Genomic DNA, 15537 nt, shown 5'->3' on the forward strand with positions numbered 1-15537 from the left:
CCGCACAAGGGTTATTTGCGCCGCCTTATTCAATCCGGAAAGTCCCCGTGGCAAAAGCTGTACGTTTCTACGAAGCAGGCGGCGCCGACGTGCTCCGCCTCGAAGATGTTCCCGTCGGAAAGCCCGGCGAAGGTGAGGTTCGTGTCCGCCACGTAGCGGTCGGCCTGAACTTCGCCGACACCTATTTCCGCCAGGGATATTATCCCGTGCCGCTGCCGAATGGCATGGGCGTCGAGGCATCGGGCGTGATCGAGGAAATCGGCCCAGGCACGAACGGCTTCAGGGTCGGCGACCGCGTAACATATACGGGCAGCCCGCTTGGCGCATATTCGACCGAGCGGGTCATGCCCATCGGATCGCTGTTCAAGCTTCCGGTCGACATCGACCATCAGACTGCTGCCGCCATGACCATGCGCGGCCTGAGCGCCGCTTACTGGCTGCTGAAAACCAACCCGTGGATGAAGCCCGGCGACACGATCCTCCTGCACGCCGCGGCCGGCGGCGTCGGCCTGATCGCCTCGCAATGGGCAAAGCTGCTGGGCCTGCGAGTGATCGGCACGGTTTCGACTGAGCAGAAGGCCGATCTAGCCAAGGCGCATGGCTGCGACGAGATCATCTATTACCGTCGCGAAGATGTGCCGGCGCGGGTCAAAGAGCTGACCGACGGCAAGGGCGTTGCGACGGTTTACGACACCGTTGGCAAGGACACTTATGAAGGCTCGCTGAAATCGCTCAAGCGGCGCGGCGTGCTCGTCGGCTGCGGAACCGCGTCGGGGTCGTTCCCACCGATCGATGCGCTGCAGCTGGCAATCCAGGGATCGGTCTATTTCACCCGGCCCGCGCTGGCGGACTATCTTGCTGATCCCGCCGAACGCGCTGAGCTTTCGAGCGCGCTTTTCGATCATGTCGCGAGCGGGCGGATCAAGATCGAGATCAACCAGCGTTACGAGCTCGACGACGCCATCCAGGCGCACCGCGATCTCGAAGCAGGGAAGACGACGGGCTCGTCGATCTTCGTAATCCCATGAAAATCGAGAAGCTCACCACGCATATCGGTGCGGAACTGAGCGGCGTCAGCCTCGCCGAAGCGGTGGGCAATGACGACCTGTTCGGAGCGATCAAGGACGCTCTGCTTCAGCACAAGGTCCTGTTCGCTCGCGACCAGCAGATCAGCAAGGCCGAGCACGTAGCATTCGCGCAGCGCTTCGGCGACCTCGAGGACCATCCGGTGGCCGGCAGCGACCCCGATTATCCGGGCCTCGTCTGCATCTACAAGGATCTGGATTCACCGCCCGACCATTACGAGAATGCGTGGCATTGTGATGCGACCTGGCGCGAGAAGCCCCCGCTTGGAGCCGTCCTCCGCTGCCTGGAATGCCCCCCGGTGGGTGGAGACACGGTGTGGGCGAATATGGGCCGTGCCTATGAGGACCTTCCGGATCACATCAAGGAAACCATCGACGGGTTGTACGCGCGCCATTCGATTGAATCGACTTTCGGCGCGCGCATGCCGATCGAGAAGCGCCACGCCTTGAAACAGCAATTTCCGGACGCCGAGCATCCAGTGGTTCGACAGCATCCGGAGACCGGCGAGAAGGTGCTGTTCGTCAACAGTTTCACCACCCACTTCACCAATTTCCACACGGCTCAGAATGTTCGCTACGGCCAAGATTATTCGCCCGGCGGATCGAGCCTGCTCAACTACCTGATCGCGCGTGCGGCGATCCCCGAATATCAGGCCCGCTGGCGGTGGAAGCCGAACAGCGTCGCCATCTGGGATAATCGCTGCACCCAGCATTACGCGGTCATGGATTATTGGCCCGCCGTCCGGAAAATGGAGCGCGCGGGCATCATCGGCGACAAGCCTTACTAACGGAGAAGAGCCATGCAGTTCATGGACGATAGCCTGCTGCCCGAAAACCAGGATCCACTGGTCATTCAAGTCGCGCCTTACGCGCCGAGTTTCTTCCCACGGGATTCGGACGACATTCCGCTAACCATGGCCGAGCAGGTCCAGAAGGCGGTGGATTGTTACAATGCCGGCGCAACGCTGCTGCACGTGCACGTTCGCGAACCGGACACCGGCAAAGGCTCAAAGCGCCTCGAAATGTTCAACGAAATGCTCGATCGGCTTCGGACAGCGGTTCCGAAGATGATTTTGCAGGTCGGCGGGTCGATCAGCTTCGCGCCCAAGGATGAAGGCGAGGCCGCCAAGTGGCTGAGCGACGACACGCGCCACATGCTGGCCGAGCTCAATCCGAAGCCGGACCAGGTCACCATTGCGATCAACACCAACCAGATGAACGTGATGGAACTGATTACCGACGAGGATGCCGCGGGGACCTCGATGGGCGAGCCCGACTATAAGCACGCCTATACCGAGATGTACTACGAGTCCGGTCCCGGCTTCGTGAAAGAGCATCTCAAGCGCCTGGTCGCAGCCGGCATCCAGCCGCACTTCATGATCGGTTCGATCAAGGACCTGGAGACGGTCGAGCGCATCGTTCGCCAGGGCCAGTATATGGGTCCATACGTATTGAATTGGGTCTCTATCGGGGGTGGCCACGATGGACCGAACCCGCGCAACCTGATGGAATTCATCAATCGCGTTCCGCAAAATGCGGTGCTGACCGTCGAGGGCCTGATGCGCCACGTCTACCCTTTGTGCACGATGGGGATCGCCATGGGCCTCCATGTGCGCGTCGGGCAGGAGGACAATCTCTACGGCCGCCGCGGCGAGCGGGCGACCTCGGTCCAGCAGATCGAGAAGATGGTGAAGATTTCCAGCGAACTGTGGCGACCCATCGCGACCGCCGAGCAGGCGCACGAGATCTACAAGATCGGCACCTTCTATTCGAGCATTGACGAGACGCTCGAGAAGAACGGCTGGCTGCCCAACCGCAAGGCGACCCCGGTCGCGCAGCGTCAGGCCGCGTGATCCACTCGAATGTCAGCAAGCCGGCGATCCCGGCTTATGCCTGGGTGGTCTTTGCGCTGACCTTCGGGCTGCTGATTTCCGATTATATGGCGCGGCAGGTCCTGAACGCCGTGTTCCCGCTGCTGAAGGCGGAATGGGCCTTGTCCGACGGCCAGCTCGGCCTTTTGTCCGGGATTGTCGCGGTGATGGTGGGGCTGCTCACCTGCCCCATCTCGCTGCTCGCGGACCGCGTCGGGCGAGTGAAAAGCATCGCTGCAATGGCGATCATGTGGAGCGTCGCGACTTTGCTCTGCGGCCTCGCTCAAAGCTATGGCCAGATGCTCGCGGCCAGGGTGCTCGTTGGCGTCGGAGAAGCCGCTTACGGCAGCGTCGGCATTGCCGTGATCATCAGCGTGTTTCCGCGTCATCTGCGCGCAACGCTCACGGCGGCTTTCATGGCGGGCGGACTTGCCGGCCAGGTGCTCGGCGTCGGCGTCGGCGGTGCAGTCGCTGCGTCGCACGGATGGCGCCTCGCCTTCCTAGCGATTGGCTTGGGCGGCCTCGTGCTTGCGCTCGCCTATCCGTTGATCGTCCGCGAATCCAAGCTGGCGGGCGAAGGGCCGATCGAGCGCGCGCAAGTGAGCTGGGCGAACATTCGTCTGCTGTTTGCGGGGCGCAACCTCAAATGCGCTTATGTCGGCAGCGGCCTCCAACTGTTCGTCGCAGGCGCGCTTCCAGCATGGCTGCCGACTTACTTCGTCCGCTACTACGACATGCCGCTGAAGGAAGCGACTTCGATCGCCGCAATCTTTCTTGCGATCGGCGGCGCGGGAATGATCGTATGCGGAATAATCAGCGACAGGCTGGTCGCCGGCTCTGCACGCCGGGCTGTCCTGGCCGCTTGCTATTGTCTCGGTTGCGCGGTGCTGGTCACCGCCGCGCTGAGCTTCGGGCCGGGCAGCGCGCAGCTGGTACTGCTCGCCGCAGCAATGTTCCTCGCGGGATCTACCGCAGGCCCGTCGGGAGCGATGGTCGCGAACCTCACCCCAGCCGCGCTTCACGGCACCGCATTCGCAGTTTTGACCCTTGCGAATAATGCGTTCGGTCTCGCCCCCGGCCCTATCGTCACGGGCTGGCTGGCCGACCGCATCGGCTTGCTTGGTGCAATGCAATGGCTGCCGGTCGCCAGCATGTGCGCGGCTCTGGTTTTCGTCGCGGCAGCCAGGAACCCCCAGCCTGAGCTGGCAACCGCAAGAGCGGGATAAGACATGCTGAAATCGAAGCTGTGGGCGCCGCTGAGCGGCGTCGGTCCCGGGCTGTTTGCGTCCGCGATAGTTGCGGGCGCGGCCGGCTTGCTCGCCACATGGACCAGCGGCCCGATCATGCTGTTCGCATTGCTGCTCGGAATTGCCGTGAACTTCCTGGGAAAGATCGACCGCTTCAACGGCGGAATCTCCTTCACGTCGAAATTCGTGCTGCGGTTGGGCGTCGCCTTGCTCGGCCTGAAGATCACGCTTGGCGAAGTGATCTCGCTTGGCTGGGCGCCGCTCTTGCTCGTCGTTGCAGCCATCTCGCTGACCATTCTTTCCGCGACTGCGGTCGCCCGGTGGATGGGCTTCGATCCGCGGTTCGGTGTTCTTTCGGGCGGTGCGACAGCCATCTGCGGAGCATCCGCGGCGATGGCCTTGTCGGCTGCGCTTCCGAACCATCCGAACAAGGAGCGCGCGACTCTCTACACGGTCGTCGGGGTGTCGACCTTGTCGACGATCGCGATGCTTCTCTACCCCGCGATTGTCCGCATTCTGGGCCTCGATAGCCAACATGCGGGCATTTTCATTGGCGCCACGATCCACGATGTCGCGCAGGTCGTCGGCGCGGGCTATGCGATCTCACCGGAAACGGGCGACACTGCCACTATAGTCAAGCTGGCGCGCGTTGCGATGCTGTTGCCCGTGATTCTGACCGTAGGGTTTCTGACGCGGCCAAAGGACCTGCCGGCGGAGGACCGGCCGCCGCTGCTGCCCTGGTTCGCAACCGTTTTTGCCGGCCTCGTCATCTTCCAGGCCTTCGTCCCGATCGAAGCCTGGATCCGCGACATCGGCAATGGCGCTTCACGCTTCTGCCTCGTCGCATCGATCGCCGCGCTGGGCATGAAGACCCGCTTCAAGGACATACTGGATGCCGGTTGGCGTCCTGTCGTCCTGATGCTCTTCGAAACGGCATTCGTCGCCGCAATCGCCCTCGTCGCGATCGAGGCCCATTGGGTCTGACGGCACAAATTAGAAGGGATCGTGCCGATGAACTTTGGCGCAATGCAGGATTGGCCGCTCCGCGTAACGCGACTCATCGATCACGCCGAACGCGAGCACGCGGCGCGCGAAATCGTATCCGCACGCGCGGATGGTACGATCTTCCGAACGAACTGGAAGCAGGTCTCGCATGATGCGCGGCGGATGGCGCAGGCGCTCGAACGCGTTGGCGTGCGTCCCGGCGATCGCGTTGCAACGCTCGCGATGAACCATGACCGCCATCTGGTGTCATGGTTCGGGACGGTCGGGTCGGGAGCGGTGCTGCACACGCTGAACCCGCGATTGTTCGAGGATCAGCTGCACTTCATCGTCAACGATGCCGAAGACCGGGTGCTGATCTACGATGCCGCCTTCGCTCCGTTGGTTGAGCGCATGAAATCAAGCTGGCCGACAATCGAACATTACGTCTGTTTCGACACGGAATTCGACGCTTGGCTGGACGCCGAGGATGGCGATTACCGCTGGTTCGAAGGCGATGAGCGGGACCCCTGCGGCCTTTGCTACACGAGCGGTACCACGGGCAACCCGAAGGGCGTGGCGTACGAGCACCGCTCGACCGTTCTGCACGCGATGTCCGTCATGGTGCCCGACGTGTTCAACGTCTCCGCGCGATCAGTCATGCTTCCGATCGTGCCCATGTTCCACGCGAACAGCTGGTGCATTCCCTATGCGGCGGCCATTGCGGGTTTCAAGCTTGTTATGTGCGCGGACAACCAGCCGGAACGTCTGTGCGGACTGTTCGAGGAAGAAGGCGTAACCCATTCCGCAGGCGTACCCACGATCTGGCTTGGCATCATCGATCATGTAGAACGCACCGGCTCTTCGATCGGCAAGCTCGAGATGGTGGTGGTCGGGGGCGCGGCAGCTCCGCCCGCCACGATCCGTTGGCTTCGCGATCGCGGAATCAACGTCAATCATTTGTGGGGAATGACCGAACTGTCCCCAGTCGGCAGCGTAGGCGCGCGACCGCCCGAATGGGAGGCGATGAGCGAAGACGAGCAGATCGCCTACACTTGCCGCGCCGGCCGCGCTCTGTTCGGCGTGGAACTCCGCACCGTAAATGATGATGGGACAACGCTCCCGCGTGACGGAGTTGGCTCAGGACGCCTTCAGGCCAGGGGCGCGGCAGTCGTGCGCCGTTACTTCGGCCAGGATGTGGATTGCGTCGATGCAAACGGCTGGTTCGACACGGGCGATGTCGCCACGATTCACTCGGACGGGTCGATTCAGATCACCGATCGAGCCAAGGACGTCATCAAGTCGGGCGGCGAGTGGATCAGCTCGATCGACCTTGAGAATGCCGCCGTCGGCTGTCCCGGCGTAGGCGAGGCCGCGGCGATCGGAATTCCGCATCCGAAATGGGACGAGAGGCCACTTCTCCTCGTCGTCCGCTCGAATGGTTTCGACGTCTCCGAACAAGCCATCCGCGACCATCTGTCAGCGCGGATTCCGCGTTGGTGGCAGCCCGACGCGATCGAGTTCGTGCAGGAGTTGCCTCACACCGCGACCGGCAAGATATCGAAGAAGATGTTGCGCGATTCCTACTCTGGCTATCGTTTCGCATCGGCGGTCGAACGGTAGCTTCGGATCGGCGCATTCTGGCACGGATGCGAAAGTTTCTGACGCCGACGGACAAAATGCCCACGGCGATTTCTTTATGGCTCCGCGGCTTACTTGGGAGGGGAGTCCGGAGTGTTTTTTCGAAATCGTTTGCTCGCGTGCGCTAGTGCCGCGTCCTTGGCCTACGGGCTGTGTTCAGTTCCAGCTGCGGCGCAGGACGCGGCTGCGTCAGCAACTCCGGCGGAAAATGCTCCCGCCGCGAATCTGTCAGCGGCTGAACCCGAGGCGCCGGCCCAGACCGAAGCGCCGGCTGCTCCAGCCGACGACACGCAGATCGTAATCACCGCGCAAAAGCGCTCCGAGAACGTCCAGGACGTGCCGATCTCCGTCGCTGCCTTCTCGGGCGCGACGCTGGAGAAGATGAACGTCGTCAACATCGAGGGACTGGCCAAGGTTACGCCTAACCTCAACGTCGCGAAGGGCGCGCAAACGTCTTATGTGCGTCTGGCGATCCGCGGCATCGGCGCGGCCAGCAACACGACGGTCGAGCCCAGCGTCGCCGCATTCCTGGACGGCGCCTATGTGCCACGCGTCGGCGCAGTCATCAGCTCGATGCTCGACATGGAAAGCGTCGAAGTCCTCCGCGGTCCGCAGGGTACGTTGTTCGGACGTAACGCCAGCGTCGGCGCCGTATCGTTCCATACTGCCCGGCCGAAATTCGGCGATAACGTCTCCGGCGACGTCACGGCAGAGATCGGCAACGGCGACCGCTACAAGCTGACGGGCGTCGTCAACGTCCCGATCGGCGACAAGGCAGCGTTCCGCTTTGCCGGCTCGCAACAGTGGTTCAAGGGCTATTGGCACAACGACTTCGACGACAAGCAGGTCGGCGGCACCGACGATTCTATCCTTCGCGGCAGCTTCCGCGCGGACGTTGGCCCGGTCGAGTGGGTGTTCCGGGCGGACTACGCCAAGATCAAGGGCGACGCCGCGACCAACATCGACTTCGATCGCAGCAGCGTCAGCGAAAAGCAATTTGCCGGGATCACCGCATTTTTCGGAGCCCCGGACACCAATCTCAACGACAAGCACATGAACCAGTTTCTCACGGCTCACGTCAATGACGAGCAGTGGGGTCTGAACAGCACTTTGTCGTGGGATGTCGGTGGTGGATCGACGGTTCGCCTGATCAATGCCTATCGCGACTGGCAGAACACGCAGCTCGACGGGGACGTCGTCTTCATGCCGAGCAAGTTGGTATCGCGTACGGCGCCCTATGATTCAAAGAGCCAGAATCATGAGCTGCAGTTCATCTCGCCAACCAACCAGTGGCTCGACGGCCGCTTCGACCTGGTCGCAGGCCTCTATTATTTCCACGAGAAGTACGAGCAGGGAGAGCGGCTGCGCCTGAACTCGCAGTTCTGCAAAATCGTGCCCAACTCCGCGCTTCCATCGCCGCCATTCCCGCCGGGCTCGACGCAGAAGATGCTCTGCAACCAGCTTCTCGCGGCAAGTGGTGGAACGGTTGAGGACGCGGCCGTCCAGGACGTTCACCAGACGACCGACAGCTACGCCGCTTACGCGCAGGCCAACTTCCATTTCACCGATCAGTTCTTCGCCACGCTCGGCGGGCGGTACAGCAAGGATCAAAAGGAAGGCTCGTACGATCAGCAGGCCAATGTCCTGCTGAGGACGACGGTTCGCGCGCCTGAATCGCTCACGCTTCCGGATATCGACGACAGCCGGTTCACTTATCGCCTGGGCCTGAATTACGAGCCCAACAACGACATGCTGTTCTTCGGCACCTACTCGACCGGCTACAAGTCGGCGGGTTACAATTCCGGGGCTGGTTTCCCCTCGATCACCCAGCCGGGTGGAGCAGGCACTCCAGTGTTCCCCGAAAGGCGCGTCTTCGATCGCGAGACGACCGGCGACTGGGAGCTCGGCGCCAAGACCAGCTGGCTCGACCACAAGCTGACGCTGAACCTCACCTTGTACCGGATGAACATCAAGGGCTTCCAGGATCGTTCGTTCAACGGGACGAGCTTTACCGTTCGCAACGCCGGCAATTTGCGCCACCAGGGCTTCGAGTTCGACGGCGTCGCCAAGCCTTGGCGCAACGTGTCGCTCTTCGCCAGCGTCGCCTATCTCGATTCGGAATTCACCGACTATCCGGACGCGTCCAACTGGCCGGGCTTCGGAAGCATTCCAGGCTCACCGCTTACGCAAGACCTGAAGGGCAAGCCGGCAACCTTCGCCCCGAAGTGGAGCGGACGCCTTGGCTTCGATGTGAACGGCGACATTGGATCGGGCGGATATAGCTGGAACTTCAATTCCAACCTCGCATTCACGTCCAAGTTCTACGGCGGCCTCGTCAACGACGCGAACCCGCAGACGATCGTCGATGGTTATGCGTTGCTCGGCGCGCGCGCCTCGCTCAACGGCCCGGGTGATCGGTGGACGCTATCGCTGTTCGGCAACAACCTGCTCGACAAGCAATATGAGGCCGGGAACCTGTATCAGTTCCTGGAGGGCTCGGGCGCGCTCGCGGCGCTGTTCCGCAACGGCGAGTTCAACGGGAGCACGGCGGTTCGCCGCCTTCATGCCGACCCGCGGACGGTCGGAGCATCACTGACCTTCCGCTACTAACGTTCCGGAAGCAGAAGCCCCGGCGCTTTCTCCACTGGCGCCGGGGCTTCGACTTTTAGTGGGGAGATTGCGCGGCTGACATGGCCGCTCGTCCGCTGCTGGTGACCCCTACGGGACTCGAACCCGTGTTTTCGCCGTGAGAGGGCGACGTCCTAGACCGCTAGACGAAGGGGCCACACCTTTCGGGTGAGGCGGCCATATGTGGGTTGATCACGCGCTAGTCAATCAGCGGGAATGGCATGCTTGGGAGCCTCTGCCGACGACCAGTGGATATGGACGATCTTCCAGCCGGCGGACGTTTCCTGGAGTACCATCGTTTCCGTCGTCAGCCGATCGATCCGCTTGCCCTTGTAGCTGCCCTTCATCCGTCCCTCGCTCGCGACCCAGGCCAGCCCGCTCCCGTGATCCCCGAACCGGCGTGCGGTCGACATGCGAACCACTTTGGCGAAAGCCGCATCCGCCGGCAGATGATGCGCGGAATATTCCGCCTTGGTCCGTTCGACCCCGCCTTCCTCGAAGATAACCGCCTTGTCGGTGAGCAAAGCCGCGACCGCTTTCGTGTCACCCATGGCAAGAGCTGCATGGAACGCGTCGACGGTCTGCTCAGGCCCGTAGACGTCAGCTGCCCCGGCCTCGGATCCCACAGCCAGCACAAGCGCTGCAACACCTAGTAATCCACGCATTCATGTTCCCCCTCAATCCAGCTTCAGCCTGAAGAAGCCCATCGCCCCGACCGGATTATGCCCACCGTAGAGCGGTGCCAGTTCGTCCGGCACGAAATTCAATGCAACGAGCGCGCCGGCGCCAAGCGATAGATGCTCGGCAACCTGAAGGTCGCGCACCGCGCCGAGCGAAATTTTGCCCACGTCGAAAGCCGGCCCGTGCTCATCGACGTCGATCAGCTCGCGGTTCTCCGTCATCTCGCCACGCCCGAAAATCGTCCACGGTCCCTTCTTGAGCGAAGCCTCAGCGACATAGGCATCGTCTTTCAGGGCTTCGCCATGATGATCCACGGTCTTGCGGCCCCAGGCGAGCGTGCTTGCCAATTTCCACCCCGACCCAATGTCGCGGGCATGGAGGAGGCTCGCCGACCAGCGCTTTTGATCCACGCCAGGCTCGAGTTGCTCCGGGTCCTGGAAATGGCCCCAGCTTCCCTGCAGCGCGAGCGCTCGCGTCGGGTTCCACGAAATGCGTACTGCAGTCGAATCCAGCGGACCCGTCTCGATGTTCCACCGATGCTGGTCGGGCTCGCGCGCGTTGAAACGGCTCGTCTCGATCTTCACGCGATCCAGCACAACGCCAGCCGTCACCACGCCGAAGGTGATGTGCGTCGAATCCAGCCAATGATGACTGATCGGCGCCTCGGGGGAGTCGAGGATCGCTTCGCGATGCATGAAGGCGGGCGGTCCGAATGCCGGCTCCCCGGGAAGCCCCGCATACAGGAAGGCGCTGCCTTTCGTTCCCAGGTTCTGTGAGATCGATCCGGACAGCTCCATGAAGAAGTCGTGCGGATGCTGGCGATCGATCAGCCTGTCGACCCCGTTCGCCGTTTCTCCGCTAGCTAGCAGAAGCGGATAGCCGCTTTTGCCCATGATCGGGTCCGGGCTGACCATCGCCTTGAACTGCAGGGTCCCATTGCCGAGCGGCCGCCGCGCCATGCCCATCAGCATGCCCGACGCGAAGATCTTGTCGTCGCCTCGGCGTCCGCCTTGATCATCATAGACCAGGTTGAGGATTCCGTGCGCCATCAGCTGCCAGCTGCCTGACGAGCTCATCAGTCCCATGTGCTCGGACGTATCTGGAGCCCAGGCCGTTCCCGACGCCTCGCGCGTCATCGGGTACGCGCCCAATGCTCCCCGCATGCCGCCGTGAATGCCGGCGGCCGCGCCGTGCTCCATCCGGGAATGATCCATCGTGGCATGATCGATGACTGGGGTCGCGGGCGCTGGCTGGGGTGCGTCCGCGGGCGGCATCTGCATGCCTGGCATGTGCTCATGCTCGGTCGCCGGAGGGGTTTTCTGCTTGGGAGACGGCATTTCCATGCCTGGCATCTGCTCATGCTGAGCTAGTGCGGGAGTCGTGGTGACAGCAAGCGCAAAAGCGCTTGCCGCCGAAAGCAACTTCGTTGTCACAATTTATCTCCGTACGACGGGGCGCCGAGAACAACGGCGCCCCGCGCTCACATTCCGATTTTAGTGCTTGTGTTCGTTGGTGTCGGAGTGGCCAGAATGCATTTTGGCCATCATCTCCTCACAGCACTTGGCGCAGTCCTCAGCGCTCATTTTCCCCATCTGCCCATGCTCATGCATCTGGCCGGGCTGGTGCTCCATTGGCTGAGCCGGAGTCGCAGCCTGAGCCGGGGAATTGTCCGCAACGGGCTGTGCAGCCGCGACGGCCGCGGCAATCAAAGTCGTGATCATGATATTCGCTCCTAAATTCGAATTGGGTCGAAGTGTCAGGAGCGCTTCGGAGGTGGGGTGGCTATTTCGGGGTGGAGTCCGTGCAACTGGTGCACAGGCAATGCGATCGCGAGCGAACGCTCGGCCGATCGCTCATTGTCAGGCGATGCGCCAACGGCAGGAAGCGCAGCGGCGCATGCCATCGTGCAATCGGCAAAACCCAGTTTTCCCTTCTGCTCCGGCGCCTGCTCGGGACAGTGCTGCATCGGCATCGACGCCATTTCATGATGAGGCGCTGCCGCGGCAGGGACCGCCATGCCTAATGGCATCAACAGCGCTGCAAGCAGCACCAGCAGCTTTATAAAGGCGCTGATCATCGCGACGACCGAATAAGCTTATGGGATTCGATGATCAATGACAGGCCTTTAGCTCGCGCTTGATCAGCCAGTAATTGACCGGCCAGGCGGCCAGGAAACCAGCTGGCACAGCGAACAGAAGACCCCGCCAGAAGCTCCAATGGACGATCGATGGCGCGCCCATTCCACCCAACTGATAGTCGATAAAGTTCATAACGATCTCCATCACGCCGATGGACGTGACTTCGCCAATCCAGATGATTCGAAACGCTATAATCCGACTCTCTGCTCTCGCATGATGGGGACGAGCCCGAGCGTGATTCCCGAAAAATAAGACAGGGCCGTCGCCAGAATAATGGTCGGCCATGCCGCCATCCCAAGGCTCACGCCAATCATTAACCCCGCGAGCTCGCCGATGATGCAGCCGGTTAGGCAGTGCAACGTCGCATGCGCCGAAGTCGTGAACGCGCCTTCTCCATGGCCGGAATGATGGTGATGGTGATGGTGATGGTGGTTCATGTCCGACATCCAGTTTCTCCGGATTTTGCAGTCGGCAACGATATAGGGTCCGTACCATAGTACGGTGTCAAGGCGCCGCGATCAGTCCTTATCTCGCTCGCTCAGGTACCGCATCAGCTCCGCGAGCGTGCTCTCCATCTGGTCCTGCATCTGCGTCACGAGCTCATTCTCGCGCATGCCGACATGGTCGAGCGGCTTCGAATAGCTGTCGGAGAAGGACTGCAGGTCGGCCCGGTCGAAAACGCCTCTGGCCACTAGCTTCGCAAGTATCACCAGAAGCCCGTTGGTGTTGGCGATCGTCCCAGCCACCAGCGCTTCGTCCACCATCGACAGTCTCTTGTCGCTGTCATCCAATTCTTCGTCGGTCGGGATCATCACGGCAATCATGCCGTGCTCTACGCTCAGCGCAAGTGAAAGGGTCCTACGGCTGCAGGAATTGCGCCAGCAATGCCCACGCTTCCGCCTTTTCCACAAAGGCCCGAGTATTCGCCGCGCTTGAAGACGGAAGGTCGAGCAGCTGGAGACCCGGGGGCGGCTTCCCTATCAGCGCTCGACCGATGCGCGCTGCTGTCGAACCGTTGAACGCTATCGCGCGCAAATGCGGAAAATCGCGCAGCAGATGCTCGACCCGATTGTGCTCGGCGTTGCGGATCGCCTGATCGAGGCTGCCCTCGCGGGCCGCCGAGGCGATTACGTCCCAGAGTCCCACCCTTCGCTCCGCCAGGCGAACAAGGCGTTGCTCGTAGGGGAGCGGCTGAAGCTCCTCCCCGATCGCGGTTCCCAGCAGCCGCCAGAACTGATTGGTCGGGTGCGCATAGTAGCGCTTGGCGGCCAGCGACGCTTCGCCGGGCAGGCTGCCGAGTATGAACAGCCGTGCATCGCTGCGCGCGACGGGCGGCAGTCCCACTTTGACGACCACTGAGAAACCCCTACAGCGCTGCCGGTGCAGCCGAGCGATATCCGTGTCGCCCTCTTCTCGGGCAATTACAATTACGTGCGCGACGGGGCCAACCAGTCGCTGAATCGCCTCGTCGACTACCTGCTGCGCCAGGGCGTCAAGGTCAGGATCTATTCGCCTACGGTAGAGAACCCGGCCTTCCCGCCGACGGGCGACCTGATCAGCATTCCGGCGATCCCCATCCCGGGCCGCGCCGAGTACCGCTTGCCAATCGCGATCCCGGCGCGGGTGAAGCGCGACCTCGCGGAGTTCGACCCCAACGTCGTGCACGTGGCCAGCCCCGATATCGTGGCCCATCGCGCTGTCACATGGGCGCGACGGCATAAGATCGCTGCGGTCGCCTCTGTCCACACGCGCTTCGAAACCTATCTTTCCTATTACCACCTCGAATGGATCGAGCCTGAGGTTCGTGCGATCCTCCGCCGTTTCTACCACCGCTGTGAAGTCGTGATGGCGCCTGCGGAATCGACTGCCGCAATCCTCCGCGCCCAGCGCATGAACCGCGACATCACTATCTGGTCGCGTGGGATCGACCGGGAGCAGTTCAAACCCGAACGCCGCGACATGGACTGGCGGCGGTCGCTCGGCATCGCGGACGACGAATTCGTGATCGTCTTCCTCGGCCGCATCGTGATGGAAAAGGGCCTCGATGTTTTCGCCGACGCGATCCACGCACTGGCTGACCGGGGTGTTAAATATCGAGTATTGGTCATCGGCGACGGACCAGCCGGCCAGTGGTTCGAAGAGCAGTTGCCCCAAGGCGTTTTCATCGGCCAGCAGACCGGCACCGACCTTGCCCGCGCGCTCGCGAGCGGTGACGTCCTGCTCAACCCCTCCGTTACAGAGGCGTTCGGCAACGTAACGCTTGAAGCGATGGGCTGCGCTTTGCCTGTCGTGGCGGCGGTTGCGACTGGAACAAACAATCTCGTCCGAGACGGCGAAACGGGCGTACTCGTCGATTCATCGGACATCGACGGCTTTGCCGATGCGCTCGAAGCCTATGCCCGAGATCCCGAGATGCGGCGACAGCACGGCGAAGCTGGCCTCGCCGTGGCGAAGACGCGCGACTGGGACCGCATCAATTCCGCGGTGATCCGTGCCTACCAGCGCGCGATCGTCAAGCGCGAGCGGCTCGCAAGGCTCACCGGCAGCTAGGTTATTTGATGCGCTCGATCCGCTGCGCAGCCTCGTCGAGGATTGCCGCGATCTCATGCAGCAGCTCGTCGTGAAGGCCGTCCCGACCGATCCGGTGGCTTAGCGCCGTCATGACATTCTTCACCGCACGGCCCAGCACGGGCCCGGCGCTGGTCCGCTCTTCCGGTTTAAGGTCTGCTAGCCGTTCGAGCAGCCCGTCCACCTCGTCCTGACGCTCCTCAAGATGCTTGCGGCCGTCATCGGTAACCTGGAACGGTCGGCGTGATCCTTCGCCGGCCGCCTCCTCGATCAGGCCCATGTCCTGCAGCAAGGTAAGGGTCGGATAGACAACGCCCGGGCTTGGCGCATATTCGCCGCCGGTCAGCTCCTCGATCGCTCGGATGAGGTCATAACCATGCCGTGGCTCATCGGCGATGAGCTTCAGAAGGACGAGCCTTAGCTCGCCGGACTCGAACATCCGCCGGCCGCGCCGGCCGCGGCGACCGCCGCTCCAGCCCTCATCTCCGAAGTCAAAATGGAAGGGACCCCAGCTGCCCTGCCACCCGCGGGTGCCAGCCATGGCGAGCAGGCCTTCGGGAAGGTCGATTTCGAAACTGCCGCGGGGTCCGCAGCCGTGGCGATGCTTATGTCCCATTAAAGACTCCTTTCGATGTGTCTAAGATATATCTTAGTTCTTTCTACATCAAGCCGGATCGTGCATTTTGGATCGCGCGTT

At 62.2% G+C, this 15537-nt stretch carries 17 protein-coding genes and 1 tRNA gene; 8 read left to right on the forward strand and 10 right to left on the reverse strand.

All coding sequences use genetic code 11. The annotated features are described in order from the left end of the window. Positions 1–47 precede the first annotated feature (47 nt). The 7 genes from LZ538_RS13360 to LZ538_RS06455 all read left to right on the forward strand — a co-directional run bounded on the left by LZ538_RS13360 (position 48) and on the right by LZ538_RS06455 (position 9435). Positions 48–1028, forward strand: a complete 981-nt coding sequence (locus tag LZ538_RS13360) for a quinone oxidoreductase family protein (RefSeq protein ID WP_249831172.1) — start codon at positions 48–50, stop codon at positions 1026–1028. After that, complete coding sequence (locus LZ538_RS06430) at positions 1025–1873, forward strand: TauD/TfdA dioxygenase family protein (protein WP_249831173.1); 849 nt, start codon at positions 1025–1027, stop codon at positions 1871–1873. Before LZ538_RS13360 ends, LZ538_RS06430 begins: the two co-directional genes overlap by 4 nt. Positions 1874–1885: 12 nt before the next feature. Next, positions 1886–2938 carry a beta-keto acid cleavage family enzyme gene (locus tag LZ538_RS06435; RefSeq protein ID WP_249831174.1) on the forward strand — a complete coding sequence of 351 codons (1053 nt, stop codon included), beginning with the start codon at positions 1886–1888 and terminating at the stop codon, positions 2936–2938. After that, on the forward strand, positions 2935–4182 hold the full coding sequence (locus LZ538_RS06440) for an MFS transporter (protein WP_249831175.1): 1248 nt from the start codon (positions 2935–2937) through the stop codon (positions 4180–4182). Before LZ538_RS06435 ends, LZ538_RS06440 begins: the two co-directional genes overlap by 4 nt. Positions 4183–4185: 3 nt before the next feature. Then, positions 4186–5187 (forward strand): YeiH family protein, encoded by a 1002-nt coding sequence (locus LZ538_RS06445; protein WP_249831176.1) that lies wholly within the window; start codon positions 4186–4188, stop codon positions 5185–5187. A gap of 27 nt (positions 5188–5214) precedes the next feature. Further along, entirely contained in the window at positions 5215–6807 is a 1593-nt protein-coding gene (locus LZ538_RS06450) for a long-chain fatty acid--CoA ligase (RefSeq protein ID WP_249831177.1), read from the forward strand. Between the two features lie 156 nt (positions 6808–6963). Further along, complete coding sequence (locus LZ538_RS06455; protein WP_249831178.1) at positions 6964–9435, forward strand: TonB-dependent receptor; 2472 nt, start codon at positions 6964–6966, stop codon at positions 9433–9435. Positions 9436–9534: 99 nt separating this feature from the next. Here LZ538_RS06455 and LZ538_RS06460 read toward each other — a convergent pair. The 9 genes from LZ538_RS06460 to LZ538_RS06495 form a co-directional block, all read right to left on the reverse strand. Further along, positions 9535–9610 (reverse strand) — tRNA-Glu (locus LZ538_RS06460). A gap of 46 nt (positions 9611–9656) precedes the next feature. Then, on the reverse strand, positions 9657–10118 hold the full coding sequence (locus LZ538_RS06465; protein ID WP_249831179.1) for a YybH family protein: 462 nt from the start codon (positions 10116–10118) through the stop codon (positions 9657–9659). Positions 10119–10130: 12 nt separating this feature from the next. Then, the gene (locus LZ538_RS06470; protein ID WP_249831180.1) at positions 10131–11567 is read right to left on the reverse strand and encodes a hypothetical protein; all 1437 of its coding nucleotides are present in this window, start codon (positions 11565–11567) and stop codon (positions 10131–10133) included. 60 nt (positions 11568–11627) lie between these two features. Beyond that, complete coding sequence (locus LZ538_RS06475) at positions 11628–11855, reverse strand: hypothetical protein (protein ID WP_249831181.1); 228 nt, start codon at positions 11853–11855, stop codon at positions 11628–11630. A 35-nt stretch (positions 11856–11890) separates the two neighbouring features. Continuing rightward, positions 11891–12211: a hypothetical protein gene (locus LZ538_RS06480; RefSeq protein ID WP_249831182.1), complete on the reverse strand. Its 321-nt coding sequence runs from the start codon at positions 12209–12211 to the stop codon at positions 11891–11893. A 34-nt stretch (positions 12212–12245) separates the two neighbouring features. Further along, complete coding sequence (locus LZ538_RS06485; protein WP_283937644.1) at positions 12246–12557, reverse strand: DUF4396 domain-containing protein; 312 nt, start codon at positions 12555–12557, stop codon at positions 12246–12248. Further along, positions 12461–12718 carry a DUF4396 domain-containing protein gene (locus LZ538_RS13230; protein ID WP_283937645.1) on the reverse strand — a complete coding sequence of 86 codons (258 nt, stop codon included), beginning with the start codon at positions 12716–12718 and terminating at the stop codon, positions 12461–12463. The genes LZ538_RS06485 and LZ538_RS13230 overlap by 97 nt, the downstream gene beginning before the upstream one ends. A gap of 72 nt (positions 12719–12790) precedes the next feature. Then, positions 12791–13096 (reverse strand): hypothetical protein, encoded by a 306-nt coding sequence (locus LZ538_RS06490; RefSeq protein ID WP_249831183.1) that lies wholly within the window; start codon positions 13094–13096, stop codon positions 12791–12793. A gap of 34 nt (positions 13097–13130) precedes the next feature. Next, on the reverse strand, positions 13131–13628 hold the full coding sequence (locus LZ538_RS06495; RefSeq protein WP_249831184.1) for a DNA-deoxyinosine glycosylase: 498 nt from the start codon (positions 13626–13628) through the stop codon (positions 13131–13133). Positions 13629–13652: 24 nt separating this feature from the next. Between LZ538_RS06495 and LZ538_RS06500 the strand changes: the two genes are divergently transcribed. Continuing rightward, positions 13653–14822: a glycosyltransferase family 4 protein gene (locus LZ538_RS06500; protein ID WP_249831185.1), complete on the forward strand. Its 1170-nt coding sequence runs from the start codon at positions 13653–13655 to the stop codon at positions 14820–14822. 1 nt (position 14823) lies between these two features. Here the strand turns inward: LZ538_RS06500 and LZ538_RS06505 are convergent, their stop codons facing one another. Then, a complete protein-coding gene (locus LZ538_RS06505; RefSeq protein WP_249831186.1) occupies positions 14824–15456 on the reverse strand; it encodes a PadR family transcriptional regulator in 633 nt (210 codons plus the stop codon). Positions 15457–15537 lie beyond the last annotated feature (81 nt).

This window comes from Sphingomonas hankyongi (assembly GCF_023516575.1).
Taxonomy (GTDB): domain Bacteria; phylum Pseudomonadota; class Alphaproteobacteria; order Sphingomonadales; family Sphingomonadaceae; genus Sphingomicrobium; species Sphingomicrobium hankyongi.

Coding starts and splice junctions, on each gene's coding strand:
- LZ538_RS06430 (WP_249831173.1), top strand. CDS start 1,025: ATGAAAATCGAGAAGCTCACCACGCATATCGGTGCGGAACTGAGCGGC.
- LZ538_RS06435 (WP_249831174.1), top strand. CDS start 1,886: ATGCAGTTCATGGACGATAGCCTGCTGCCCGAAAACCAGGATCCACTG.
- LZ538_RS06445 (WP_249831176.1), top strand. CDS start 4,186: ATGCTGAAATCGAAGCTGTGGGCGCCGCTGAGCGGCGTCGGTCCCGGG.
- LZ538_RS06450 (WP_249831177.1), top strand. CDS start 5,215: ATGAACTTTGGCGCAATGCAGGATTGGCCGCTCCGCGTAACGCGACTC.
- LZ538_RS06465 (WP_249831179.1), bottom strand. CDS start 10,118: ATGCGTGGATTACTAGGTGTTGCAGCGCTTGTGCTGGCTGTGGGATCC.
- LZ538_RS06475 (WP_249831181.1), bottom strand. CDS start 11,855: ATGATCACGACTTTGATTGCCGCGGCCGTCGCGGCTGCACAGCCCGTT.
- LZ538_RS06480 (WP_249831182.1), bottom strand. CDS start 12,211: ATGATCAGCGCCTTTATAAAGCTGCTGGTGCTGCTTGCAGCGCTGTTG.
- LZ538_RS06485 (WP_283937644.1), bottom strand. CDS start 12,557: ATGGCCGACCATTATTCTGGCGACGGCCCTGTCTTATTTTTCGGGAAT.
- LZ538_RS13230 (WP_283937645.1), bottom strand. CDS start 12,718: ATGTCGGACATGAACCACCATCACCATCACCATCACCATCATTCCGGC.
- LZ538_RS06490 (WP_249831183.1), bottom strand. CDS start 13,096: ATGATTGCCGTGATGATCCCGACCGACGAAGAATTGGATGACAGCGAC.
- LZ538_RS06505 (WP_249831186.1), bottom strand. CDS start 15,456: ATGGGACATAAGCATCGCCACGGCTGCGGACCCCGCGGCAGTTTCGAA.